Below are 25,618 nucleotides of genomic sequence, written 5' to 3'. Positions count from 1 at the left end.
GACGAGTACATCCGAGTCGGTCATCCATCGTTCTCCGTAGGGGTCGCAGTGGCACGACGCGTCGCACAGATCACCTTGGACAACCTCGGCGCTCTACCAATCCGCTGCCGACGGTGCGTCTTCTGGGAGCTGGACCCGGTGAGCGCGGACCAGGCCCGCGTCGCCGGCACCACCGAGCTCGAGAAGGAAGCCTGGGTGTCCGGCGTCCTCCTCGAGTGGGGCAGCTGCGGGCGCGTCGTCTACGTGGACGAGATGCTCGCCGGGTACGTGATGTACGCGTCGCCGGCCTTCGTCCCGCGATCCTCGGCCTTCCCGACCAGCCCGGTCAGCGCGGACGCAGCGTTGCTGACCGTCGCCCACGTGCTCCCCGAGTTCGCCGGGTCCGGGCTCGGCCGGGTGCTCATCCAGAACGTCGCCAAGGACCTGCTGCGGCGCGGTGTGAAGGCCGTAGAGGCCTTCGGCGACGCCCACTGGGACGGCCCCGGCTGCCTGCTCCCCGTGGACTTCCTGCTCTCCGTCGGCTTCAAGACTGTCCGTCCGCACCACCACTTCCCGCGGCTGCGGCTGGAGCTGAAGAACGCCGTCAGCTGGCGGGAGGACGTCGAGGTGGCGTTGGAGCGGCTGCTCGGCTCGCTGCCCGCGGGGGAGCGGGCGCTGCGGCCGATCTGAGCCGAACCCAATTGTCGACATAGCGAGATGTGGACCTATCGCTATCTCGACACGTGGACGTGGCGGCGATATGTGCTGGTCCGCCAGGTACGCTCGACACGGCGCAGCTCGCCACCGGGGCCCCGATCCCGGTGCTCCACCGCTCCCGCGTCCACCGAGGAGGCGCACACGTGTCCACAGGTAACCAGGTGCCCAGCTCACCGCAGGTTCAGCTCGACCCCCACGTGAAGCGCTACGCCGCCCGAGCTCGCGGCATGGTGGCGTCGGAGATCCGCGCGCTGTTCGCCGTGGCGTCCCGCCCGGAGATCGTCGGCCTGGCCGGCGGCATGCCGTACGTGTCCGCGCTGCCGCTGGACGTCGTCGGGGACATGTTCGACGACCTCGTCGCCAAGCACGGCGCCGTATCGCTGCAGTACGGCAGCGCGCAGGGCGACCCGCGGCTGCGCGAGCAGATCTGCGAGGTGATGGCGCTGTCCGGCATCAGCGCGCACGCCGACGACCTCGTCGTGACGGTGGGCTCGCAGGGTGCACTCGACCTGATCGGCCGGATCTTCCTCGACCCGGGCGACATCGTGCTGGCCGAGGCGCCGTCGTACGTGGGCGCTCTCGGCGTGTTCGCCTCGTACCAGTCCGAGGTGGTCCACGTGCCCACCGACGACCAGGGTCTGCAGCCGGAGGCGCTGAGGGAGACCCTGCAGCGGCTGGCCGCGGCGGGTAAGCAGCCGAAGCTGCTCTACACGGTGCCGAACTACCACAACCCGGCCGGCGTCACGCTCACCGCGAGCCGTCGCGCCGAGGTGCTGGAGATCGCCCGCGCCGCCGACGTACTGATCCTGGAGGACGACCCGTACGGCCTGCTCGGCTTCGACCAGGAGCCGCTGCGCGCGATGCAGGCGGACGCCCCCGACGGGGTGGTCTACCTGGGCTCGTTCTCCAAGACCTTCGCCCCCGGCCTGCGCATCGGCTGGGCGCTGGCGCCGCAGGGCGTCAAGGACAAGCTCGTGCTCGCCGCGGAAGCGGGCATCCTGAGCCACTCGGCCATCTGCCAGCTGGCCATCAGCAAGTACCTGGACAACCACGCCTGGCGCGACCAGATCAAGTCGTTCAGGGAGCTGTACCGGGAGCGGCGGGACGCGATGCTCGGCACGCTCGACGCCGTGATGCCGGAGAGTTGCACGTGGACCCGTCCGGCCGGCGGCTTCTACGTGTGGCTGACGGTTCCGGAAGGCATCGACACGAAGGCGATGCTGGCCCGGGCCATCGGTGCCAGGGTCGCGTACGTACCGGGCAGCGCGTTCTTCGCCGACGGCGCGCTGGGCGCTCGCCACATGCGGCTGTCGTACTGCTTCCCCGAGCCGGACCGGATCCGGGAGGGCATCAGGCGGCTCGGTGGTGTGATCGAGGAAGAGCTGGAGGTCCACGAGACGTTCGGCACGGGCGGTACGCCAGCGCGTGGGCTCGACCGGCCGCCGCCCAACCTGGCCTGATCATCCCTAGCTGAAGTGAGCCCGTCATGAGTGATCTGTCCGGTCCCGTGGTCGTCCTCGCCGGCGGCCTCTCCAACGAGCGCGACGTTTCGCTGCGCTCCGGCGTGCGGATCGTGGACGCGCTGCGCGAAGTCGGCGTCGAGGTGTACCAGCGCGACGTGGACGCCGAGCTGATCCCTGCGCTCACCGACGACCATCCCGCCGCCGTCTTCCCCGTCGTCCACGGCGCCACCGGTGAGGACGGTGCCGTCCGCGAAGTGCTCGAGCTGCTCGGCGTGCCGTACGTCGGTGCCCGCCCGAACGCGTGCCGGCTCGCGTTCGACAAGACCATCGCCAAGGCGGTCGTCGCCGAGGCCGGCATCACCACGCCGGCGGGCACCGCGCTGCCGCATGCCACGTTCCGCGACCTCGGCGCCGGGGCCGTGCTGGAGCGCATCGCCGCGCGCCTGAAGCCACCGCTGGTCGTAAAGCCGGCACGTGGGGGGAGCGCGCTGGGCATGTCGGTGGTCCATGACACGGCGGAACTGCCGGCGGCCATGGTCGGCTGCTTCTCGTACGGCGACACCGCGTTGGTGGAGCACTTCATCGCCGGGACGGAGCTCGCGGTCGGCGTCGTCGACACCGGCTCGGGCCCGGAGGCACTGCCGCCGGTGGAGATCGTGCCCGAGGACGCCAGCGGCTACGACTACGCCGCCAGGTACACCGCGGGGGAGACCAAGTTCTTCTGCCCGGCCCGACTCGATGACGCGGTGATCGAAGCCGTCCAGCAGACGGCGCTGCGGGCACACGCGGCGCTCGGCCTGCGCCACATCTCCCGCAGCGACCTAATCGTCGACGAACGCGGCGAGGTCTACCTCCTCGAGGTGAACGTCGCCCCGGGGATGACGGAGACCAGCACGCTACCGATGGCCGCCACCCACGCGGGCAAGCCGTTCGGCCAACTCTGCCGCGACCTCATCGAGGTCGCCGTGGCATCAGCGCCCTAACCGGCATCGACGCCGCCCCGAGGCAGGCGGTCACCTATCGCACGCCAACTCCGCACCGGTGGCGCGGACACCCACTGGCGGCCATTCCCCGCCGGGTGCCGTGACAGACCCGGCAAGCAGGCCACCTCGAGGACACCTCTCATCGCAGACACCGACCCGCGGACACTCCGCACCCCTGCCGCGGTCGCCGACCTAGCGAGTGACTCCCAGGAACGCCGCACCGAGGCCGGCAATCACCACGCACGCTTGCTCGCCGCCATTCCCCGCCACGTGCGGTGACAGGCCCGGCGAGCAGGCCAGCCCGGAGGTCGCCTCTCATCGCAGACACCGACCCGCGGACACTCCGCACCCCTGCCGCGGTCGCCGACCTAGCGAGTGACTCCCAGGAACGCCGCACCGAGGCCGGCTGGCCGTCGCCGCATCCAGGGCGGCGATCACTTCGGGCCGGCGCGGGGGCGGCAGCTCGGATCGGGCATTGGCGCAGTTACACGTGAAACCTTGAGGATTGGGCCGCGGTCACTCGGCGCCAGGGGCGCGTTGGTCCAGGGACGGTGCCATCAGGCCGACTATGCGCTCCAGGTCTTCCACCGAGGCGAACTCGACGATGATCTTGCCCTTTCGTGCGCCGAGGTCGACTCGGACCCGGGTCTCGAAGAGGTCGGAGAGGCGCTCCGCCAGGTCCTGGACGCCGGGGGCCACCGGCTTCTTCTTTTTCTGCGCGCGGGGAGTGCGGTCGTCCGAGGTGTCGGCGGCGCCGAGGGTCACCAGCTCTTCCACGTTGCGCACGGACAGGCCCTCGGCGACGATGCGGGACGCCAACTTGTCCTGCGCCGCACTGTCCTCGATCCCGAGGAGCGCGCGGGCATGCCCGGCGGAGAGCACGCCGGCGGCGACCCGTCGTTGCACAGGTGCCGAGAGGCGGAGCAGTCGGAGGGTGTTCGTGATCTGGGAGCGGGAGCGCCCGATCCGCCGCGCGAGCTCGTCGTGGGTGCTGGAGAAGTCGTCCAGCAGCTGTTGGTAGGCGGCGGCCTCCTCCAGCGGGTTCAGCTGGGCCCGGTGCAGGTTCTCCAGGAGCGCGTCGCGGAGCAACGCGTCGTCACCGGTCTCCCGGACGATCGCGGGGATGTTCTCGAGGCCGGCCTGGGTGGCCGCGCGCCAGCGACGCTCACCCATCACGAGTTGGTACGTGCCGTCGCCGAGGTGGCGCACGACGACCGGCTGGAGGAGACCCACTTCCTTGATCGAGGCGACGAGCTCGTTGAGTGCCTCCTCGTCGATCACCTGGCGCGGCTGGCGGGGGTTCGGCTGGATCGACGCGATGGGCACCTCGACCAGGCGCGCGCCGGGGACCTCCGCCGGTTGGTGCGCGACCGCGTCGTCGGTGCTCGGCACGACGGGAGGCTCGCCGCTCGTGGGAATGAGGGCGGCGAGTCCGCGTCCGAGGCCGCGCCGTTGGTCGTTCATCCGCACCTCACCATTTCGGGGTCTTACTGCGCCGTGAGCCTGTCAGTCACAAGCTACCGAGTCGGCCGGGAGCGGCCGTCGGTATCCCCAGCGAAATCTGGTCACCGCTAGGAGGTCCGTACGGCGATCTCGCGTGCTGCCTCCAGGTAGGAGAGCGCGCCCGTCGAGCTCGGGTCGTACGTCATGACGGTCTGGGCATAGCTCGGCGCCTCGGAGATCCGGACGCTGCGCGGCACCACGGTGGAGAGCACGCTGTCACCGAAGTGTCCGCGGACCTCGTCGGCGACCTGAGCGGACAGCCGGGTCCGGGCGTCGTACATCGTCAGCAGGATGGTCGAGACGCTGAGGCTCGGGTTCAGGTGAGCCTTCACCAGGTCGATGTTGTGGAGGAGCTGACCGAGTCCCTCGAGCGCGTAGTACTCGCACTGGATGGGGATCAGCACCTCGCCGCTGGCGACCAACGCGTTCACCGTCAGCAGGCCGAGTGACGGGGGGCAGTCGACGAAGATGTAGTCGTACTCGCCCTTATCGATCACGTCGGCCAGCGCGCGCTTCAACCGGCTCTCCCGCGACACCACCGGCACCAGCTCGATCTCCGCGCCCGCCAGATCGATCGTGGCGGGGACGCACCACAACCTGGAGATGTCCGAAGCGGGCTGGACCATGTCCAGGAGCGAGGTGTCACCCAGAAGCGCGTCGTAGACGGACGTCGTCCCCGTGCGGTGCTCAACGCCGAGGGCCGTCGAGGCGTTGCCCTGTGGATCGAGGTCGACCACGAGCACGCGGAGGTTGTTGAGAGCCAACGACGCCGCGAGGTTCACCGTGGTGGTGGTCTTCCCGACGCCACCCTTCTGGTTGGCGACCACGAGCACCCTCGGTCGTTCCGGTCGCGGCCAGTTGCCGGCCGTCACCGCCGCGCGCCCACGCAGTAGTGCGTGCGTCTCGCGAGCGATGGGGGTGTCTGCGAAGTCATCCGTGCCGTCGGCGATGCCGGCGGCGATACTGGCCGCGGTGGAGAAGGTGGGCGTGGTGGAGGTTTCACGTGAAACCCCGCCCGGTCCCGCCATATCGTCGTACGCCGCCGTCGTGCCGTCCTGCTGGCCCGAGGAGTCGTCTGGCGCTGCCCACCTTGCGGTCTGGCCGTCCACTCGAATCGCGTCCGTTTCACGTGAAACATGGCCCCCGTCGTCATTCCCCCCACTAGGGACCCAGCCTAGTCCTGATGCTTCTTCGCCCGCGCGGTCACCACTCGTGTAGTGAGGGGCCGGTTCTTCCGGCCAACCCACGGCAGAATGCATCTGTCACCCCCTTGGTGCCGGTCATCGACCAGACCTCGTCGCACGGACCACTGTGGCCGGCGGGTCGACGATCTCATCTCCGACACACACCAGTTCAACAGTCTCGACGCCCAGTGTCCGTAAGGCGCGACGCGGTACCTGGCGTCCAGGCTCGGTGGACAGACCGAGAGCGGTCAGTTCCTCTGCAACCTTCGCGCCCTTGATCGCCAAAACCTGGCCGCCGGGACGCACCAACGGCAGCGTCCACCGGAGGAGTCGGTCCAGCGGCGCCACCGCACGCGCGACTACGACGTCCGCGGCGATCTCCCCGGCGAGATCTTCCGCCCGGCCACGCACGACCGAGACGTTCTCCAGCTCCAGCAGCGAGACGCACTCCTCGAGGAACGCGGTCCGCCGCTGCATCGGCTCGACGAGCGTCACCGACAGCTCCGGCCGCAGGATTGCCAGCGGTATCCCCGGCAGGCCTGCGCCCGACCCGACGTCGATGACGTCTCCGGTGCCAGGCAAGAGCTCGACCAGCACGGCCGAGTTCACCAGGTGCCGCTCCCATAGCCGAGCACCCTCACGCGGCCCGAGCAACCCGCGCTCGACGCCGGCCGTAGCGAGGAACTCCGCGTACCGCTCAGCCACCGGCAGGCGCGCACCGAAGACCGCGTTGGCCGTCGGCGGCACTCCCGCCGCGTCCTGATCCACGGTCAACTCGGCAGGACGATGACCCGCCGCGCCGGCTCTTCGCCTTCCGACTCGCTCTTCAACCCGGCCGCCGCGACGACGTCGTGCACGCACTTCCGCTCGAACGGCCGCATCGCCGCCAACCGCTGCGGTTCACCGGTACGCTGCGCCTCCTGCACGGCGTCGTCGGCGAGCTTCGTCAGCTCTTCGCGCCGCCGCTGCCGGAAACCGCCGACGTCGAGCATCAGCCGGCTCCGCTCGCCGATCTGCTGCTGCACGGCCAGCCGGGTCAGCTCCTGCAGCGCTTCGAGCACCGCGCCGTCGTCGCCCACCAGGTGGTCAAGGTCCTCACCGACCACCGCGACCAACGCGCGGCTGCCTTCCACATCCATGTCGATGTCGCCGTCGAGGTCCGCGATGTCGAGCAGGCCCTCCACGTAGTCGGCCGCAACTTCGCTTTCTTCTTCCAGAGCAGCTTGGCCGGAGCGGCTCGATGCCTCATCGGTCGGCTCCGCGGCCACCGCCGCGTCGTCGTCCTCGGACGAAACCGCCGATGACTCAGGGGGTGCGTCAGTCACGAAAGAAGCTCCTTGTGTTGCCCGTAGCAGGATTCATCTTGCAGGTCTCGGGGCGCACCAGGTCAGCTCTTCTTGGAACTGGTGCCCTTCTTCGCGCCGCTGCGCTTGCTGCGCGGCACTCGGGTGGGTTGGTTCCGGACGACCTTCGGCGCAGGGGCAGCCGGCTCGGGCTCCGGTTCGGACTTGCGGCGCCGGAACAGCCTGGAGGAGCCGTTCGACGGTGCGCCGGACTTCGTGTCGCTGGCGCTCGACTTGCCGTTCGCCGAGCCCGACGACTTCCCCGACTTCGACGTGGCGGCCGAGCCGCCGGACGTCTTCGCGCCCTTCGCGGCCGTCGTCGACTTGCCGTTCTCGACCGGCTGGTGGGGGATGCGATGCAGCACCCAGAACTGCTGACCCATGGTCCAGACGTTCGACGTGGTCCAGTAGACGATCAGGCCCATCGGGAAGAAGAAGCCCCAGATGAGGAACATCGCCGGGAAGATGAACAGCATGATCTTCTGCTGCTGCTGGAACGGTGTCGGCTGACCGGCCGCCTTCTGCTGCTCGGTCTGCTTCAGCATCAGCTGCCGCTGAGCGATGAACGTGGTGACGGCCATGATCACCACGAGTATGCCGATGACGACCCGTGCCAGGTCGACGTTCGCGCCGAGCTCCGCCATCCGCTCCGGCTCGCGGAAGATCGCGCCGATCGGGACGCCGAAGATCTTCGCCCGCGACCCGGAGTCGACCAGCTCCTGGGTCAGGCCGTACTTCACGTGGTGCCGCGAGATCGCGTTGAGCACGTGGTACATGGCGATCAGGAACGGCGCCTGGGCGAGCACAGGAAGACAGCCGGAGAGCGGGTTTGCCCCGTTCTCCTTGTAGAGCTTCATCATTTCTTCTTGAAGCTTCTGCTTGTCGTCCTTGTACTTCGCCTGCAGCTCCTTCATCTGCGGCTGAAGCACGGACATCGCCCGCTGACTGCGGATCTGCTTGACGAACAGCGGGAAGATCAGCAGGCGCACCAGCATCGTCATGACGACGATGGAAAGCCCCCAGGTCAGCCCGCTGTCCGGGCCGAAGACCATGCTCCACATCGCGTGGATCTTGATGAGGACCCACGCGAAACCGCTGTAGAACCAGTCAAAGGTGTCGAAGCTTACGTCCACGAACGCTCCGTCTCAGCGGACGCCCGCTCAGCGTCCACGCTCCTCTTTTTCTGCACAGCTGGGGGTACCGGCTCGAAGCCACCGGGATGGAACGGCTGGCACCGCAGGATCCGCCATACCGTCAGCCAGCCACCCCGCAGTGCGCCGTGCGTACGCAACGCCTCGAGTGCGTACGCGCTGCACGACGGATAGAACCGGCAGCGGGGACCCAGTAACGGACTGATGAACCGACGGTACCCGGTGACCAGTGCGATCAGCAGCCGGGTGGGAAGGCTCGCCACCCGGCCGGTCCAGCGCGCAGTCGCCGTGGTCATCGCCGATCCGCTCCGTCCGGCGACCGGGTGAGCAACCGGCCGAGCAGTACGTCCAGTTCGGTGCCGAGTTCGTCGAAGCCCGCTCGCGCCGCCGGCGGCTTCGCCCGGACCACCAGCCGGGCGTTCTCCGGGAGCGCGTCGAGCCGGTCAGACGTCAGGTGCCGCAGCCGCCGCCGTACCAGGTTGCGGGTCGGTGCGTTCCCCACCGCGCGGCTCACCACGAACCCGACCTGCGGTGACCGGAGATCGTCGGCCGCGTCGCCCAGGTGTGCCACCAGCAGGGCCCGCCCGGTGCGCCGCCCCCGGCGTACCGTGGCGTCGAAGTCCCGCCGCCTTCGCATTCGCGCACACGCGGGTAACACCGGTCGCCTTCTCGAGTCCGTCGCGGATCGCTTAGGCGCTGAGCTTGTTGCGGCTCTTCCGCCGCCGCCCCGCGAGGATGGCCCGGCCGGCGCGGGTACGCATGCGCAGCCGGAACCCGTGCTTCTTGGACCGGCGCCGGTTGTTCGGCTGGAACGTACGCTTGCTCACTTGAGAACTCCGCTGAATCGTCGAGGAAGGCTACGTCGGCCGGCCAGGTGGAAGTGGCGCTGACGCACGGACGACACGCCCCGGACAGACGTCTAGGTAACCAATCTAGCGTACGGGACCGGAGCCTGACCCCGATGGCCCGGTCCATTGCCCGGATGGCCCGTTGTACCAAGGTATGAGCTGCCTGTGGATGACGGGTTGCCTGGTCACCGTCAGGCGGACTACTGTGCGACGCTCGGACCCTTCCCCCACCACGCCAGTACGGTGGCCGGCCGTCACCGCCTGTGGTGCGCGAAACCCCGTGCATGGCCCGATTTCTGGCTAGGCCATCATGGATCGTTCGTGGCGGTTCGATGGCCTCGATACGGGCACGCGCGGGTGACGCAGAGCGGCTGCGACACTCCGTTCACAACCTGTGGACAAACGTGTGGACCCGGAGGCCCGTATGCGTCCGTAGCGGGGAGTACGCGGCGCATCGAGCGACCGGCAGTCGACCAGCGTTGCGGGATAGCCGCGCCGGTCCGGTCTTCGGGCCGGCGGTGCGTCAGCGGAGGGGGAACGGTGCCCGACACCAGCGAGGATCTGGGCACGCTGTGGACGCGTGCGCTCGAACAGATCCCGGCCGAGAGCGTCCAGCCGCAGCACCGGGAATGGCTGCGGCAGTGCCGCCTGCTTGCCATCGGCGAGGAGACGGCGCTCCTCGCCGCGTCGAACGAGTTCGTCAAGAACGTCCTCGAACAGCGACTTCGTGCGGTCGTGACGGACGCGGTGAGCACCGCGCTCGGCCGGCAGGTACGCATCGTGGTCGACGTCGCGTACAGCGAGCCGGCCCCGCAGGAACCTGCGCCGATCGCCGACGCAGCGTACGCACCGTATGACGCTGGGGTGGAGCCCCCGCGCGAGCACCCGATCGGCGGACCGGACGCGGTCGACGGGTCGATACTGCCGCCGGCGGCGAACGGCACCGCCCCGCCACCTCCGCCCGAGATGCCGGATCCGGATGACGAAGTAGACGAATCCGAGGATTCCGGGCCAAACCAGACGTCCTTCGTCCAACCGGACACGACCAAGCTCTACGCCAGCCACCTCAACCCGAAGTACTCGTTCGACACCTTCGTCATCGGCTCGAGCAACCGGCTCTCGCACGCCGCCGCCGTCGCTGTCGCCGAGGCACCGGCCAGGGCGTACAACCCGCTGTTCATCTACGGCGGCTCCGGTCTCGGCAAGACGCACCTGCTGCACGCCATCGGCCAGTACGCGCTGAGCCTCTACCGCGAGACGAGCGTCAGGTACGTCAGCTCGGAGGAGTTCACCAACGACTTCATCAACTCGATCAGGGACGGCAGGGGCGAGAGCTTCCGGCGCCGGTTCCGCGAGGTTGACGTGCTCCTGGTCGACGACATCCAGTTCCTCGAGGGCAAGGAGCAGACCCAGGAGGAGTTCTTCCACACGTTCAACACGCTGCACAACGCCAGCAAGCAGATCGTGATCTCCTCCGACCGGCCGCCGCAGCAGCTCGTCACGCTGGAAGACCGACTGAAGAACCGCTTCCAGTGGGGCCTCACGACCGACGTGCACCCGCCCGAGCTCGAGACCAGGATCGCGATCCTGCGGAAGAAGGCGGCCACCGAGCGGCTCGACATCAACGACGAGGTGATCGAGTACATCGCCAGCCGGATCGTCACGAACATCAGGGAGCTCGAGGGGGCGCTCATCAGGGTCACCGCGTTCGCCCAGCTCAACCGGCAGCAGGTCGACCTGGCGCTGGCGGAGATCGTGCTGAAGGACCTGATCCCCGACGTGTCGCGTCCGGAGATCACGATCGCGACGATCATGGCCCAGACCGGGTCGTACTACAACCTCTCGGTCGACGACATCTGCGGCTCGTCGCGGAGCCGGACGCTGGTCACCGCCCGGCAGATCGCCATGTACCTGTGCCGGGAGCTCACCGAGCTGTCGCTGCCGAAGATCGGCCAGGCCTTCGGTGGCCGCGACCACACGACGGTGATGCACGCGGAGAAGAAGGTTCGCGCCCTGATGGCCGAGCGGCGCAGCGTCTTCGAGCAGGTCACCGAACTCACCAACAGGATCAAACAGCAGGCCAGGCACGGGTAGCCCACGGCTACCGACACCTTGGCTACTTATCGCAGTTAGACGAGCACAAAAAGTGACTTCCTTGTGCACACGATGGGGACATGTCTGTGGATAGCTGGGGACGGCTGGGGAGAACGAGTCGACCGGTCGTGGGCCGCGACGCGTCGTCCGCAGCCCGTCCCAGCGACCCCCGGTGGCTGCGCACAACGGATCAACACGGGCCCGTCGGAACTGAGCTGCGGCGATCCGACTTTTCCACAGTTTCCACCACGCCTAAGACTCCCTGCGCATACATCAATCCTCTAGACCAGAATGATGTTCGCTTGTTTCCACCACCCCTGCCTGGGGACAACCCTCGTCCGTCGGACCCGACGAACGCACTGACAGACCTCCGAGGCAGGATCAGCACCAAAGGCTTACGTCACCGTGCCCGCCAGGTGACACGAACGGGAGGCGGTTCACCGTGAAGTTCCGGGTCGAGCGGGATGCGCTGGCCGACGCAGTGGCATGGACCGCACGCACACTGCCGGCGCGGCCCCCGGTGCCGGTGCTCGCCGGCATGCTGCTCGAAGCCGACAACGGGCAGCTGCTGCTGTCCAGCTTTGACTACGAGGTGTCGGCGCGAGTCTCCGTCGACATCGAGGTCGACGAGCCGGGCCGCGCGCTGGTCTCCGGCCGGTTGCTCGCGGAGATCACCAAGAGCCTGCCCAGCCGCCCGGTAGAGGTCGGCACCGACGGCTCGCGCGTCATCCTGACCTGCGGTTCCGCACGGTTCGGGCTGCTGACGCTGCCGGTCGAGGACTATCCCGCGCTCCCGGACATGCCCACCGCGTCCGGTGTCATCCCCAGCGAGGCCTTCGCCGGCGCCGTCGGCCAGGTGGCCGTCGCCGCCGGCCGCGACGACACGCTGCCGGTGCTCACCGGGGTGCGCCTGGAGATCTCCGGTGACAGCCTCACGTTCGCGGCCACCGACAGGTACCGGCTCGCCGTACGCGAGATCGCCTGGCAGCCGGAGAGCCCGGGGGCGGAAGCCACCGCGCTGGTTCCCGCGCGGACGCTCGCCGACACGGCGAAGGCGCTGACCGCAGGCGACAAGGTTTCGATGGCGCTGTCCTCGGGCGACGCCGGGGAGGGCCTGGTCGGGTTCGAGTCGTCGCGTCGTCGCACCACCACCCGGTTGATCGAGGGTGACTTCCCGCAATACCGGTCGTTGCTGCCGTCCGAGTCCGCCACGGTGGCCAAGGTCGACACCGCGGCGCTGGTCGACGCGCTGCGCCGGGTCGCGCTCGTCGCCGACCGGAACTCCGCCATCCGGCTCGGCTTCAGCGGCGGCGAGCTGCTGCTCGAGGCCGGCAGCGGCGACGAGGCGCAGGCCGCGGAGTCCCTCGACTGCGCGATCGAGGGCGACGACGTAAAGATCGCGTTCAACCCGGGCTACCTGCTCGACGGGCTTGGTGTGCTCGACGCGCCGGTGGCGATCATGTCGTTCACCACGTCGAAGAAGCCGGTGGTTATCACCCCGGGCGCGCGGGAAGGCGAGACGGCCAGCGAGGTCGACTACCGCTACCTGCTGATGCCGATGCGGCTGCCCGAGTAGCTCGACACTGCACGCGACGACCGCCGGGAGGGGGCCATGGAGCTCGGCATGATCGGGCTGGGCCGGATGGGCGCGAACATGGCCGAACGCGTCCGCCGTGCCGGCCACACGGTGATCGGCTACGACGTCGACGCCGACAGCAACCGCGATGTCGCGTCGTTGGCGGAGCTGGTGCAGGCGCTGTCGCCACCCCGCGCGGTCTGGGTGATGGTGCCGGTGAAGTTCGTGCCCGTGACGGTCGCCGAGCTCGGTGAGCTGCTCGAGCCGGGCGACCTGGTCGTCGACGGCGGCAACTCGCGCTGGTCCGACGACGCCGGCACCGCCGCGGCGCTCGACGAAGGCGGCATCGGGTTCGTCGACTGCGGTGTATCCGGCGGTGTCTGGGGGCTGGAGAACGGCTACGCCCTGATGTGCGGCGGCACCGACGACGACATCGCGCGCCTGCGGCCCATCTTCGACGCGCTCACCCCGCCAGGCGACGACGCCGGTTTCGTGCACGCCGGGCCGGTCGGTGCCGGACACTTCGCGAAGATGGTCCACAACGGCATCGAGTACGGCATGATGCAGGCGCTCGCCGAGGGGTACGAGCTGCTCACCGCGGCCGACATCGTCACCGACCCGGACGAGTGCGTACGCAGCTGGCGCGACGGCACGGTGATCCGGTCCTGGCTGCTCGACCTGCTGGCCCGTTCCTTCGACGACGCCCCCGGGCTGACGAAGATCGAGGACTACGCAGAAGACTCCGGCGAGGGCCGCTGGACGGTGGAGGCGGCGATCGACAACGCCGTGCCGATCTCCACCATCTCCGCCGCGCTGTTCGCACGGTTCGCGTCCAGGCAGCAGGAATCCGTTGCCATGAAAGCGGTTGCGGCGATGCGCAACCAGTTCGGCGGGCACTCGGTCCGCCGAGCCGACGGCACGGATTGAGCTGCCGTGCACGTCGCGCACCTGTCGCTCACCGACTTCCGTTCGTACGCCGGCGCCGAGGTGCCGCTCGAGCCTGGCGTGACGGCCTTCGTCGGCCCGAACGGGCAGGGTAAGACCAACCTGGTCGAGGCGGTCGGTTACGTGGCGACGCTCGGCAGCCACCGGGTCGCGACCGACGCGCCGCTGGTGCGGTCGGGCACGGACCGTGCGATCATCCGTGCGGCCGTGGACCAGCACGGCCGCCGCACGCTGGTCGAGCTCGAGGTGAACCCGGGCAAGGCGAACCGGGCACGGATCAACCGGGGTGCGGTGCCGCGGGCGAAGGAGGTGCTCGGCATCCTCCGTACCGTCCTGTTCGCCCCCGAGGACCTGACGCTGGTCCGCGGCGATCCCGGTGAGCGCCGCAGGTTCCTCGACGAGCTGCTCATAGCACGGCGCCCTGGCTACGCGGGCGTGCGCGCCGACTACGACCGCGTGCTGAAGCAACGCAACGCGTTGTTGAAGTCCGCGGCCGCCACCGGTGCCCGCCGTGCGCCGCAGCTGTCCACGCTCGACGTGTGGGACGGCCACCTGGCGCGCACCGGCGCCGAGCTGCTCGCTGGTCGGCTGCAGCTGATCGATGCGCTCCGGCCGCACGTGCGCAAGGCGTACGCGGCGATCGCGAGCGGCGGCGGCCCGGCGGAGCTGATCTACCGCTCGTCCGTCGAGGGGCTGCCCGCCGAGCCGGATGCCAGCGTGCTCGCCGCCGCGATGGCGGCGAGCATCGCGGCGCGGCGCAAGGACGAGCTGGACCGCGGCGTGAGCCTCGTCGGCCCGCACCGCGACGAGCTGGAACTGCAGCTCGGCGAGCTTGCGGCACGGGGGTACGCCAGCCACGGCGAGTCCTGGTCGTTCGCGCTCGCGCTCCGGCTGGGCGCGTACGACCTGCTCCGCAGCGAGCTCGACAGCGACCCGGTGCTGATCCTCGACGACGTGTTCGCCGAGCTGGACACCGACCGCAGGCACCGGCTCGCCGAGCTCACCGCCAGGGCAGACCAGGTGCTGGTCACGGCGGCGGTGCCGGCGGACGTCCCCGAGGTGCTGACCGGCGCCAGGTTCGACGTCGCAGACGGGGAGGTCACCCGTGTCCGATGACGTGAGCGCGGAGCCGGGGCCCGAGCAGCTCGCCAGGGAGGCCCTGGTGCGGGTGAAGGAGGCCGCCCAGCGCCGCGGTGCGCGGCCGGGTTCGGCCGGCGGGTCTCGCGACCGTGGCCAGGCACCGGCCAAGGCCCGTCCGGGCGACCCCGAGCTGGTCGGTGCGACGATCGGCGACCTGCTGGCCCAGCGCGGCTGGAACCAGCGGGTCACCATCGCGTCCTTGTTCGCGCGCTGGCCGGAGCTGGTCGGTGCCCAGCTGGCCGAGCACTGCCGGCCGCGCAGCTACGACGAGGGCAAGCTGCACGTCACGGCGGACTCCACCGTCTGGGCCACGCACCTGCGGGCGCTCGCGCCGCGGCTGTTGGAGCGGCTGGCGGAGGAGCTGGGCCCGAACATTGTCCAAGATGTCCGGATTACCGGCCCGACGGCCCCGAGCTGGCGACACGGTCCCAGGCACGTCCGCGGGCGCGGGCCGAGGGACACGTACGGCTGATCGGTGGTGCCTGAGCGTCGCCGCGGTAAGGCTGCTCTCGCGGTCGAGCGGGGGTCGGCCGCGTCCCCCGTCCCGCGACTCCCGCACGAAAGGCCGACAGCGGCCTCTATGGACCTCTGGTGACCCTTCTAGAACTGGCGTACGGGTAGGATGGGGGCAGCATCGAGACGGGGGGCCGGCTGGCCGCCCGTTAGCCCTGAATCTGCTCGGTACAAGACCCTGGGGGCAGCACGGTCCTGAGTAGTTCGGGGCACTCGCGCCGTCTTCGGCGCGGCCACTCCCGTCGGCGTGGGCCTGCTCACGCTGCCTGGCGCGGAGTGCGGTCGTGGCAGTGCCATGCCGCTGGTGCGGCACTGGCAAGGAGGGACTAGCGACCCGTGTCCTACGACGCAACGTCGATCACCGTTCTCGAGGGTCTCGAGGCGGTACGCAAGCGGCCCGGCATGTACATCGGCTCCACCGGGGAGCGCGGCCTGCATCACCTGATGAACGAGGTCGTGGACAACTCGGTCGACGAGGCACTTGCCGGTTATTGCACCATCATCCAGGTCACGCTGCTTGCCGACGGCGGACTCCGCGTCGTCGACGACGGTCGCGGCATCCCCGTGGACGAACATCCCGTAGAGAAACGGCCGGCGCTCGAGGTCATCATGACTACGTTGCACGCCGGCGGGAAGTTCGGCGGCGACGGGTATGCGGTCTCCGGTGGGTTGCACGGCGTCGGTGTGTCCGTCGTGAACGCGCTGTCGAGCCGGGTCGACGTCGAGGTACACCGCGACGGCAAGATCTGGCGGCAGTCGTACGAACGGGGTGAGCCGACCGGCCCGGTGACCGCCGACGGCGAGTCCGACCGCACCGGCACCACGACGACGTTCTGGGCCGACACGGAGATGTTCGAGACCACGACCTACGTCTTCGAGGTCCTGGCCAGGCGGCTGCAGGAGATGGCGTTCCTGAACAAGGGGCTGCGCATCAGCCTGCGCGACGAACGCCCGGGCGCCGAGGACGTCACGGAGGCGGAGAGCTCCGGCGAGCCGGCCAAGCCGCGCGAGGTGTCGTACCACTACGAGGAAGGCATCGTCGACTTCGTCCGGCACCTCAACGCGACGAAGGACCCGGTGCACAGCTCGGTGATCTCGTGGACGGCGGAGGACCTCGAGCGAGGCATCTCGCTCGAGGTCGCCATGCAGTGGAACACCACCTTCGCGGAGAGCGTGTACACGTTCGCGAACACCATCAACACCGTCGAGGGTGGCACCCACGAGGAAGGCTTCCGCGCAGCGCTCACTTCTCTGATCAACCGGTACGCGCGCCAGTGGAGCCTGCTGAAGGAGAAGGACCCGAACCTCACCGGTGACGACGTCCGTGAGGGCCTCACGGCCATCATCTCCGTGAAGCTGCGGGAGCCGCAGTTCGAGGGTCAGACGAAGACCAAGCTCGGCAACACCGAGGCGAAGACGTTCGTCCAGACCGCGGTCGGCGAGATGCTCGGCGCCTGGTTGGACAAGAACCCCACCGAGGGCAAGGACATCGCGCGCAAGGGATTCGCCGCGGCCACCGCACGTATCGCCGCACGCAAGGCGCGCGACCTGGCCCGCAACCGTAAGGGTCTGCTCTCCGCCGGCGGCCTGCCGGGCAAGCTGGCCGACTGCCAGTCCACCGTGCCCGAGGAATGCGAAGTGTTCGTCGTCGAGGGCGACTCCGCGGGTGGTTCTGGCAAGGGTGGCAGGGACGTTCGGACGCAGGCGATCCTGCCGATCCGGGGCAAGATCCTGAACGTCGAGAAGGCCCGCATCGACAAGGTGCTGCAGAACCAAGAAGTCCAGGCGATGATCTCCGCGTTGGGCACGGGTATCCACGAGGACTTCGACGTCGCGAAGCTGCGCTACCACAAGATCATCCTGATGGCGGATGCCGACGTCGACGGGCAGCACATCCGCACCCTGCTGCTGACGCTGCTGTTCCGGTTCATGCGCCCGTTGATCGAGGGTGGCTACGTCTACCTGGCGCAGCCGCCGCTGTACCGCCTCAAGTGGACCAACGCCGCGGACGACTACGTCTACTCCGACCGCGAGCGCGACGGGCTGTTGAAGCTCGGCCAGCAGGAAGGCAGGCGTCTCAAGGCCGACGGCATCCAGCGCTACAAGGGCCTGGGCGAGATGAACGCCAACGAGCTGTGGGACACCACGATGGACCCGGAGAAGCGCGTACTGCTTCAGGTCAGCCTGGACGACGCGGCACAGGCCGACGAACTCTTCAGCGTGCTGATGGGCGAAGACGTCGAGAGCCGTCGCAAGTTCATCCAGCGCAACGCCAAGGACGTACGTTTTCTCGACATCTGATGGACATGTGGCAGTCGAGCGATAGCGATGTACGTACGCCGGTGAGTGGCTGCGTATCACGGAGGGAATCAGCGTGACCGAAGACGCCACGGTGCCCAGCAGGGACTCGATCGAACCCGTCGACCTCCAGGTCGAGATGCAGCGCTCGTACCTGGACTACGCGATGAGCGTCATCGTGTCCCGCGCGCTACCGGACGTGCGCGACGGACTCAAGCCCGTGCACCGGCGCGTGCTGTACGCGATGTACGACGGCGGTTATCGCCCGGATCGCAGTCACAGCAAGTGTTCTCGCGTCGTCGGCGATGTGATGGGCCACTACCACCCGCACGGTGACAGCGCGATCTACGACGCTCTCGTCCGGCTGGCGCAGCCGTGGTCGATGCGGTACCCGCTGGTCGACGGCCAGGGCAACTTCGGCTCCCGCGGCAACGACCCCGCCGCGGCCATGCGGTACACCGAGTGCCGGATGGCACCGCTGGCGATGGAGATGGTCCGCTCCATCGACGAGGAGACCGTCGACTTCTCCGACAACTACGACGGCAAGACCAAGGAACCGGACGTGTTGCCGGCGCGGTTCCCGAACCTGTTGGTCAACGGGGCTTCCGGCATCGCCGTCGGTATGGCGACGAGTATCCCGCCGCACAACCTGCGTGAGGTCACCGCCGGCGTGCAGTGGTTCCTGGAGAACCCGGACGCCACCAACGAGGAACTGCTCGAAGCGCTGCTGGAGCGGATCAAGGGCCCGGACTTCCCGACCGGCGCGCTGATCGTCGGCAAGGACAGCATCGAGCAGGCGTACCGCACCGGCCGCGGTTCGATCACCATGCGCGCGGTCGTCGAGGTGGACGAGGACAACAGGGGCCGCACTGTCCTCGTCGTGACCGAGCTGCCGTACATGGTGAACCCGGACAACCTCGCGCAGAAGATCGCGGACCTCGCCAGCACCGGCCGGGTGCAAGGCATCGCCGACATCAGGGACGAGTCCAGCGCCCGCGCGGGGCAGCGGCTCGTCGTGGTGCTGAAGCGCGACGCCGTAGCGAAGGTCGTGCTCAACAACCTCTACAAGCACACGCAGCTGCAGGACAACTTCGGCGCGAACATGCTCGCGCTCGTCGACGGCGTGCCGCGCACGCTCTCGCTCGACGGGTTCGTCAGGAACTGGGTCGACCACCAGATCGACGTGATCGTCCGGCGCACAAGGTACCGGTTGCGCAAGCGGGAGGAGCGGCTGCACATCGTGCGGGCGCTGCTCAAGGCGATCGACCGCATCGACGAGGTCATCAACCTGATCCGGTCGAGCGAGTCGGCCGCGGTCGCGCAGACCGCGCTGATGGAGTTCCTTGAGATCGACGAGGTGCAGTCGCGGGCGATCCTCGACATGCAGCTGCGCAAGCTGGCCGCGCTGGAACGCCAGGAGCTGCAGGACGAGCACGACGCGCTGGTCGCCGAGATTGCCGAGCTGAACGCGATCCTCGCGTCGCCGCAGCGGCAGCGGGAGATCGTCAGCGAGGAGCTCGCGGAGATCGTGGACAAGTACGGCGACGAGCGCCGTACGCAGATCGTCCCGCACGAGGGCGACATGACGGCCGAGGACCTCATCCCGCGCGAGGACGTCGTCGTCACCATCACCCATGGCGGGTACGCGAAGCGCACCAAGTCGGACCTCTACCGGGAGCAGCGACGCGGTGGGCGCGGCGTACGTGGGGCCGCGCTGAAGCAGGACGACATCGTCAACCACTTCTTCGTGACCAACACCCACCACTGGCTGCTCTTCTTCACCAACATGGGCCGGGTCTACCGGCTGAAGGCGTACGAACTGCCTGAGGCGGTACGCGACGCGCGCGGCCAGCACGTGGCGAACATGCTCGCGTTCCAGCCCGACGAGCACATCGCTGGCGTGCTCGCGCTGACCGACTACGAGCAAGCTCCGTACCTCGTCGTCGCGACAAAGCGCGGGCTGGTGAAGAAGACCAAGCTCACCGACTACGACTCGCCGCGCACCGGCGGCCTGATCGCGGTCAACCTGCGCGACGGCGACGAGCTGATCGGCGCCCGCCTGATCGGGCCGGAAGACGACGTGCTGCTGGTCTCCAGGGACGGCATGTCGATCCGGTTCCACGCGTCCGACGAGGCGCTGCGGCCGATGGGCCGGGCGACCAGCGGCGTCATCGGCATGCGGTTCAGGGACGGCGACGAGCTGCTCGCGCTCGAGGTCGTGCGGCAGGACTCGTACGTGTTCACCGCGACGTCCGCCGGTTACGCCAAGCGCACCCCCGTCGACGAGTGGACGGTGAAGGGCCGCGGTGGGCTCGGCATCAAAGCTATGCGGACGACGGACGAACGTGGTTCACTGGTCGGTGCCTTGATCGTGGAGGAGGGCGACGAGCTCTATGCGATCACGGCAGCCGGAGGGGTGATTCGCACCCGGGTGACGGAGGGTGAACTCCGCCCGTTGGGTCGTGACACCATGGGGGTACGTCTCATCAATCTGGCTGATGGCGACGAGGTCGTTGGCATCGCCAGGAACGCCGAGGCGGTGGTCGACGAACCCGGAGAGGGGGACGCGTGAGCGACTTGAAGCGCTTCGCCACGCGTGGCACCACGGCGACCGGCACGCAGGGACGTTCCGCGCAGCAGGGTGCCGCGCGTCCGACGCAGGAACAGTCCGGCCAGCAAGGCGGCCAGACTGGACAGTCGGGCGGTGCGCAACAGTCGTCTGGTCCGCAGACAGGTTCGCAGGGCAAGCTGATCCCCACCAGGACGACGGGGACCCAGCCGCGTATCGGCGGCGGCCGTTCCCGGGCGCCCCGGCGGGCCCACCTGCTGCTGAGCAGGATCGACCCGTGGTCGGTGATGAAGTTCAGCTTCGTCGTCTCGCTCGTCCTGTTCGTGGTGCTGTTCGTCGCCGTCGCCGTGCTCTACTCGGTGCTGTCCGCGATGGGCGTTTTCGACTCGCTGATCAGCACCGCCAGGGACCTCGCCGGCGGCAACGACACCTGGGACGTCGCCACCTGGCTCTCGGCGAAGACCATCCTCGGCTGGACCGCCGTACTCGGCGCGGTCAACGTCGTGCTCATCACCGCCCTCGCGACCCTCGGCGGCTTCGTCTACAACCTCGTCACCAGCCTGGTCGGCGGCATCGAGGTCACCCTCTCCGAGGCGGAGTAACCCCGGCCGATCCAACGGGGCCCGTCCCGCCTCGCCGCCACCGGGTGCGGTAAGCTCGCTGACCACGGCCGCACCACCACGGGCCGGTTCGCAGGTCCTCGGGGCTATAGCTCAGTCCGGTTAGAGCGCTTCCCTGATAAGGAAGAGGTCCCTGGTTCAAGTCCAGGTAGCCCCACCCCCACGTTTCCGCAGGTGAGAGCCACAACGAGGCTCTCCATCACTCACCTTCGTCGCCCTCGTCGTCGTCGAAAGTCAGCGAAAAGTCAGCAAGCGCCTCTCGGACCCGCTGAAATCGGTCGTCGGAGCGGTGCACGTAGATGCTGAGCGTCGTCGTCGGTTTGGCGTGTCCGAGGATGGCTGCGATGTCGTTGATGGGCACGCCGGCGGACACGAGCCAGGTCGCGTAGGAGTGCCTGAGGTCGTGGAACCGCAGGGCACCCGGCGGTAGGTGCGTCCCGAGCGCTGAGTACGCCGCCCGCCGTGTGCGGTACGCCCGGCGGCACGGACGTCCGGCCTCGTCAGGCCAGGTGGCCACGAGCTGACCGTCTTCGGTGGCGAGCGAGAGACCCGGCAGCAGGCCTGCGTCCACAAGAGCCGGTATCCAGATCCGGCGGCGGAAGTTACCCCGTAGCAGGTTGCCGCCGGCTGGGCCTACGGCGACCGGGTCGGACGGGGCGGGGTCGGCTGACTTGGCCAGGTCGCGGAGCAAACACGACAGGAACGGCGCGAGCGGCACCGTCCGCCGACCAGCGGCAGTCTTCGGGTACGGCTTCTCCGTGACCCGTCCTGCGACCTCGACGAGGACGCGGCCTACGTCCAGCGTTTCCGAGTCCAGGTTGACCGACCGCCACTGGAGCCCCAGGCACTCACCCCACCGCAGTCCGGCGCCAGCCGCGAGCGACGGCAGGATCCGGTAGCGCTCCGGCACGGCCGGCAGAAGCTTCGTCAGCAGGTCCTCGCGACTGATGACCCGGAAGTCGATGTCTCGCTTGCGGGCTCGCGGCAGCTTGATTCCGTCGGCCGGGTTGTGCGTGATCAGTCGGTCCCGCACCGCTGCCGCGAGGACCGCTCGGGTAATCCGGTGGCACTGAGCCACGGTCGCCGGGGCGAGACTCCTCCCGAGCTCGGTGGTCCAGCTCTGCAACCCCGAGAACGTGACAGCGCCGATCGGCCACCTACCCCACCGCTCGATGATGTGGTGTTCCAGGATCGAGCGGTCCCGCGCCAGCGTCGTGCTCTCGTGACTCTGCCCAGTCAGCCACGCTCGCGCGTACGGCCCGAACCGTCGCTTGCCGGCGGCGGGGTCGACATAGCCACCCTGGCTCTTGGCGGACTCCATGGCTGCGACGTGCTCCCGGGCAGCCCGCCGCGTGGCGAACGTCTTGGAGCGCTGGCGGCCCGACGGGTCGCGCCAGTTCGCGCGCCAGGTTCCGGCTGGTGTGCGCATCTCCCAGCCCATGTCAGACCTCCTCGTCCGGGTCAGCGGTGGGCAGGTTGTCCAGCCAGGCGTGGAACCTGCGCTTGGGGATGACCCACCGGTTGCCGAGCTTCAGCGCGGGTATCTCGCCGCTTCGGCACAGCTGGTAGGTGCTCCCGGGGGAGAGCGAGAGCAGGTGGGCGACCTCGTGGACGGTGAAGACGGCGGGGGAGTTCGTCATCCGCAGGACGGCCGCCAGCTCTGCATGCTCGGCGCCGTCGTCGCCGTTCTGGCGGGCAGTGAAGGGCAGGACGTTCGTCATGAGTGGCGGTCCTCTCGAACGCGGTGCGGCATCGTGACGGCGTGGCAGGCGCGGCACAGCCCGTAGCTGAACAGCACTGGGCCGGCTGCGACCATGCAGGGATGGATGCGGGTGACGTAGCGGCGGCACCGGTCGCAGGTGGCGTCCTCGATGGCGTCTGGGGTCAGCTCATGGGCACACTGACCGCACGTCAGGCGGCCGGGTGCCCAGACCGCAGCGTGGATGACTCGCGGTGCTGGCCGTAGGTGTGGGCAAGGTCGGGCTGTGCCGGCCCTGATGGCGCCCTCAAGGGCTCGGAGGTGTTCTCTGAGCCAATCGGTGGCGCCGTGGTGGACCGGGATCTTCTGGGCGCACGCCAGGGCGTGGAGGACGCCGAGAGCGTCGCGGCAGGCGGCCTTGTACTGGTCGTCTTGGGCGATGGTGGCAGGGCTGGTCATGAGGCGTCTCCGGCGGGGTTCTTGACGACGTGCAGTGACGGCGTGTGGTCGGTGGCGGTGTCGTTGCGGCCATTCCGGCCATTCCGGCCAGCGTTTGTGTCCTGGCCGGAGTTGGCCGGAACGTGGCCGGGTTGCGTGGAGGCAGACGGAGCGCGATCTTCGGCGAGTTGCCAGACCGAGCCTGTGCCGAACCCGGAGCGTGTGGCGATCACGCCGATCCGCTCCCGTGCCCTCCGCAACGTGCGCTCTGCGATCCCGTTCTCGGCAGCAAGTTCGAGCAGCTGCGCAGTCGGTGCCTGTCCGCCGAGTGCGGTCAGCTGGTCGTGCAGCCACTGGCCGACTCGGTCGTTGTCGCCGTGCGTTTTGGGCTGGTTGCCGGCGTTGAGGATGTCGCTGACGGTGCGGTCGGTCTCCCCTATGAACCGGAGCTTGCCGACCTCGGCGGGACCTTCGGGTGTGGTGATGTCGACGCTGTCGATGACGTATCGCAGCGACGGTAGGTCCTTGCGTCCCACGTTGTTCTTCTCCAGCGACAGGACGCACGAGTCATCATCGGCGCCGGGGTCACGGGCGATCGCCAGCACGACGCGGGTCAGGGAGCTGAACGCGCGGGAGCCGGTGATCAGGTTCAGCACGTCGGTGGTCGTCGTGGATTTGTTGAAGTGCGCCAGGCCGACGACGGCACAGCTGGTTGTGTCTGCTAGCTGCGCCAACGGCTCTAGAGCGGTACGCAGATCGCGGTCGTGGTGGGTATTGATTTCGGCGGCGATCAGCGACAGCAGCGGGTCGGCGGCAAGCAATGCGACGTCGAGGTCGTTGATCTGGTCGGCCAGGTCGGCACAGTCGTGCGGCAGGGTGAGTTGGTGCGTGCTGGTGCCTTCGGTGACCTGGACGCGGTAGACCCGGTCGAGGTCGGCGCCGGCGGCATGTAGTCGCGGGACGATCGTGTGTGCCCAGGAGTCCTCGGTGGCCGCGTAGATCACTGGACGTGGTGTTCCTTGGCTGGCGCCAGGCAGTGTGCCGGTGGTGATGCATGCGGTCAGCCAGGACATGAACAGCGACTTGCCGATGCCCTCGCGGCCCGGAACCAGCGTGATGAGCCCGGTCGGGATGCGTCCGGTCCACAGCCAGCGGACCGGTCGTGGTGGAATCGACGACGCCTGGGTGAGCACGAGTCTCCTGGCGGTTGGTCCTGGTTCCGGTGCGACCGGTTCACCGGACCACTGGTCCTCGCGGTCCAACGCAACCGGTCCGTCGGGTCCCTCGATGGGGACCGGATCGGGTGGTCCGTAGCAGGTCGGGTCGATCACGGGACCACCACCACCGTGTCGGAGGCGTGCCACAGTCCCTCGTCGGTCCGCCAGTGCGGGAAGCTGCCCGGCTCCCGCTTGACCGTGTACGCACGCATCGGGCAACCCGCACGTGGGCACCGGTCGTGGGTGGCGACGATGACAGCGGCATCGAGCACGTTGGACCGCAGCCGGACCCTGGTCCCCACGGGCAGGGTCCTGGTGGGTGGGGTCCGGTCCCCGGCGGTCACAGGGCCACCGCAGAATTGGCCGGTCCCGGTCCGCGGTCCGGTCCTGGTCCGCAGGATCGGAGACCTCCGCGCGGGGACCGTCCACAGTGGCGAGCAGTCGTTGTGCCCGCGTCAGGCACCACGGGACCAGGCACTCGTCGTCGTGCCGGTCGCCGGGCAGGCTGGCGCACTGCGGTTCGCATGCTGGTGCGGCCTTGAGGTGGATCGCGTCGCGGTACTCCAGCACCTCGGTGCCCAGACCGTGGTCCGCAAGACGAGTAGCGACAATGCGGAGCGCGGCTGCGTCACTCGACAGGTCGGCGACGGTACCGCAGTAGCTGTCCAGGTGAACGAGCATGACCGCCGTGACGTCGGCGGCGTCCAGCTCGACGTGCATGCTCATGGTGAACGCGGCAGGGCCGCGCTGGCCGATGGCGTCGGCCAGTCCTGGCCGAACCGTGTGCGATGCTCCGTTGAGGCTCACGTGGGCAGTGAGCGAGGTCTTGGCGGCGCTCACCGTGCCACCGCCAGGACCGGAGCGTCGACGCCGCCGGTGATGCGGTGGGTGAGCAGCTCGGTGGCGCGCTGCTTGCACCATGCCGCAAGTGCCGGGTTCTCAGAGCCGGCCGGGTAAGCGGTAGCTTCCCGTGCCGCCGTCATCGTGGAACCAAGACCGTTGTTGACGAGGACGTCGGCGATCATTTCCCAGGTGTAGGGGTCCTCGAAGGCCACGTCACTGATTGGGCAGCTGTCCAGGTGAATCCACAGGGCGGCAGCGACGTCGTCGGCATCGAGGCCAACCTGCATGCTCACGTCGACCACGACCGGCCCTCGATCGCCGATGTGGTCAGCCCATCCAGGTGCGACCGGGACAGGACTGTCGTTCAGGGTTACACGCGCCGTAGGCTGGCTACGCATGGCTGTTCCTCTCGCAGGGGAGCTGGCTTTCGCATCTGGCCTCGGCGGGTGGCAGCCCGTCGGGGCCTTCTCTTGCGACCAACTGGTGCGCACCACT

The 25,618-nt window shown here is 68.8% G+C and carries 23 protein-coding genes and 1 tRNA gene; 12 read left to right on the top strand and 12 right to left on the bottom strand.

What is annotated here, in order from left to right; translation table 11 throughout:
• The first annotated feature begins 48 nt into the window (after positions 1–48).
• The 3 genes from GEV07_17065 to GEV07_17055 all read left to right on the top strand — a co-directional run bounded on the left by GEV07_17065 (position 49) and on the right by GEV07_17055 (position 3,142).
• Positions 49–669: a GNAT family N-acetyltransferase gene (locus GEV07_17065; GenBank protein MQA04353.1), complete on the top strand. Its 621-nt coding sequence runs from the start codon at positions 49–51 to the stop codon at positions 667–669.
• A gap of 254 nt (positions 670–923) precedes the next feature.
• A complete protein-coding gene (locus GEV07_17060; protein MQA04352.1) occupies positions 924–2,156 on the top strand; it encodes an aminotransferase class I/II-fold pyridoxal phosphate-dependent enzyme in 1,233 nt (410 codons plus the stop codon).
• A 26-nt stretch (positions 2,157–2,182) separates the two neighbouring features.
• Positions 2,183–3,142 (top strand): D-alanine--D-alanine ligase, encoded by a 960-nt coding sequence (locus tag GEV07_17055; GenBank protein MQA04351.1) that lies wholly within the window; start codon positions 2,183–2,185, stop codon positions 3,140–3,142.
• 516 nt (positions 3,143–3,658) lie between these two features.
• On the opposite strand, the gene GEV07_17050 is transcribed toward GEV07_17055, so the two are convergent.
• The 8 genes from GEV07_17050 to rpmH all read right to left on the bottom strand — a co-directional run bounded on the left by GEV07_17050 (position 3,659) and on the right by rpmH (position 9,150).
• Positions 3,659–4,606, bottom strand: a complete 948-nt coding sequence (locus GEV07_17050; GenBank protein MQA04350.1) for a ParB/RepB/Spo0J family partition protein — start codon at positions 4,604–4,606, stop codon at positions 3,659–3,661.
• A gap of 107 nt (positions 4,607–4,713) precedes the next feature.
• Complete coding sequence (locus GEV07_17045) at positions 4,714–5,673, bottom strand: AAA family ATPase (GenBank protein MQA04349.1); 960 nt, start codon at positions 5,671–5,673, stop codon at positions 4,714–4,716.
• A 252-nt stretch (positions 5,674–5,925) separates the two neighbouring features.
• A complete protein-coding gene (gene rsmG, locus GEV07_17040; protein ID MQA04348.1) occupies positions 5,926–6,576 on the bottom strand; it encodes a 16S rRNA (guanine(527)-N(7))-methyltransferase RsmG in 651 nt (216 codons plus the stop codon).
• A gap of 23 nt (positions 6,577–6,599) precedes the next feature.
• Entirely contained in the window at positions 6,600–6,968 is a 369-nt protein-coding gene (locus tag GEV07_17035) for a single-stranded DNA-binding protein (protein ID MQA04347.1), read from the bottom strand.
• 248 nt (positions 6,969–7,216) lie between these two features.
• Positions 7,217–8,305, bottom strand: a complete 1,089-nt coding sequence (gene yidC, locus GEV07_17030) for a membrane protein insertase YidC (protein ID MQA04346.1) — start codon at positions 8,303–8,305, stop codon at positions 7,217–7,219.
• Positions 8,296–8,619: a membrane protein insertion efficiency factor YidD gene (gene yidD / locus GEV07_17025; protein MQA04345.1), complete on the bottom strand. Its 324-nt coding sequence runs from the start codon at positions 8,617–8,619 to the stop codon at positions 8,296–8,298. The genes yidC and yidD overlap by 10 nt, the downstream gene beginning before the upstream one ends.
• Complete coding sequence (gene rnpA / locus GEV07_17020; GenBank protein MQA04344.1) at positions 8,616–8,981, bottom strand: ribonuclease P protein component; 366 nt, start codon at positions 8,979–8,981, stop codon at positions 8,616–8,618. The genes yidD and rnpA overlap by 4 nt, the downstream gene beginning before the upstream one ends.
• Before the next feature lie 31 nt (positions 8,982–9,012).
• Positions 9,013–9,150 (bottom strand): 50S ribosomal protein L34, encoded by a 138-nt coding sequence (gene rpmH / locus GEV07_17015; protein ID MQA04343.1) that lies wholly within the window; start codon positions 9,148–9,150, stop codon positions 9,013–9,015.
• Positions 9,151–9,711: 561 nt separating this feature from the next.
• On the opposite strand from rpmH, the gene dnaA reads away from it, so the two are divergent.
• From dnaA to GEV07_16970, 9 genes are all read left to right on the top strand, one after another.
• Complete coding sequence (gene dnaA / locus GEV07_17010; GenBank protein MQA04342.1) at positions 9,712–11,265, top strand: chromosomal replication initiator protein DnaA; 1,554 nt, start codon at positions 9,712–9,714, stop codon at positions 11,263–11,265.
• A 442-nt stretch (positions 11,266–11,707) separates the two neighbouring features.
• Positions 11,708–12,841, top strand: a complete 1,134-nt coding sequence (locus tag GEV07_17005) for a DNA polymerase III subunit beta (GenBank protein ID MQA04341.1) — start codon at positions 11,708–11,710, stop codon at positions 12,839–12,841.
• A 36-nt stretch (positions 12,842–12,877) separates the two neighbouring features.
• Positions 12,878–13,768 carry a decarboxylating 6-phosphogluconate dehydrogenase gene (gene gnd, locus GEV07_17000; GenBank protein MQA04340.1) on the top strand — a complete coding sequence of 297 codons (891 nt, stop codon included), beginning with the start codon at positions 12,878–12,880 and terminating at the stop codon, positions 13,766–13,768.
• A 6-nt stretch (positions 13,769–13,774) separates the two neighbouring features.
• Positions 13,775–14,902, top strand: a complete 1,128-nt coding sequence (gene recF, locus GEV07_16995; GenBank protein MQA04339.1) for a DNA replication/repair protein RecF — start codon at positions 13,775–13,777, stop codon at positions 14,900–14,902.
• Complete coding sequence (locus GEV07_16990) at positions 14,892–15,398, top strand: DUF721 domain-containing protein (GenBank protein ID MQA04338.1); 507 nt, start codon at positions 14,892–14,894, stop codon at positions 15,396–15,398. The genes recF and GEV07_16990 overlap by 11 nt, the downstream gene beginning before the upstream one ends.
• A gap of 377 nt (positions 15,399–15,775) precedes the next feature.
• Entirely contained in the window at positions 15,776–17,740 is a 1,965-nt protein-coding gene (gene gyrB / locus GEV07_16985; GenBank protein ID MQA04337.1) for a DNA topoisomerase (ATP-hydrolyzing) subunit B, read from the top strand.
• A gap of 136 nt (positions 17,741–17,876) precedes the next feature.
• Positions 17,877–20,309, top strand: a complete 2,433-nt coding sequence (gene gyrA, locus GEV07_16980) for a DNA gyrase subunit A (GenBank protein ID MQA04336.1) — start codon at positions 17,877–17,879, stop codon at positions 20,307–20,309.
• On the top strand, positions 20,306–20,908 hold the full coding sequence (locus tag GEV07_16975; GenBank protein ID MQA04335.1) for a DUF3566 domain-containing protein: 603 nt from the start codon (positions 20,306–20,308) through the stop codon (positions 20,906–20,908). Before gyrA ends, GEV07_16975 begins: the two co-directional genes overlap by 4 nt.
• Positions 20,909–21,008: 100 nt before the next feature.
• Positions 21,009–21,083: transfer RNA gene (locus tag GEV07_16970), tRNA-Ile, on the top strand.
• Between the two features lie 42 nt (positions 21,084–21,125).
• On the opposite strand, the gene GEV07_16965 is transcribed toward GEV07_16970, so the two are convergent.
• From GEV07_16965 to GEV07_16950, 4 genes are all read right to left on the bottom strand, one after another.
• Complete coding sequence (locus GEV07_16965) at positions 21,126–22,367, bottom strand: tyrosine-type recombinase/integrase (GenBank protein MQA04334.1); 1,242 nt, start codon at positions 22,365–22,367, stop codon at positions 21,126–21,128.
• Position 22,368: 1 nt separating this feature from the next.
• Entirely contained in the window at positions 22,369–22,647 is a 279-nt protein-coding gene (locus GEV07_16960) for a helix-turn-helix domain-containing protein (protein MQA04333.1), read from the bottom strand.
• Between the two features lie 433 nt (positions 22,648–23,080).
• Positions 23,081–24,961, bottom strand: coding sequence for an AAA family ATPase (locus GEV07_16955; protein MQA04332.1), 1,881 nt, complete (start codon positions 24,959–24,961; stop codon positions 23,081–23,083).
• 155 nt (positions 24,962–25,116) lie between these two features.
• Complete coding sequence (locus GEV07_16950) at positions 25,117–25,425, bottom strand: hypothetical protein (GenBank protein ID MQA04331.1); 309 nt, start codon at positions 25,423–25,425, stop codon at positions 25,117–25,119.
• Positions 25,426–25,618 lie beyond the last annotated feature (193 nt).

The organism is Streptosporangiales bacterium (genome assembly GCA_009379825.1).
Classification (GTDB): domain Bacteria; phylum Actinomycetota; class Actinomycetes; order Streptosporangiales; family WHST01; genus WHST01.
This window is presented reverse-complemented; position numbering and strand designations above follow the sequence as displayed.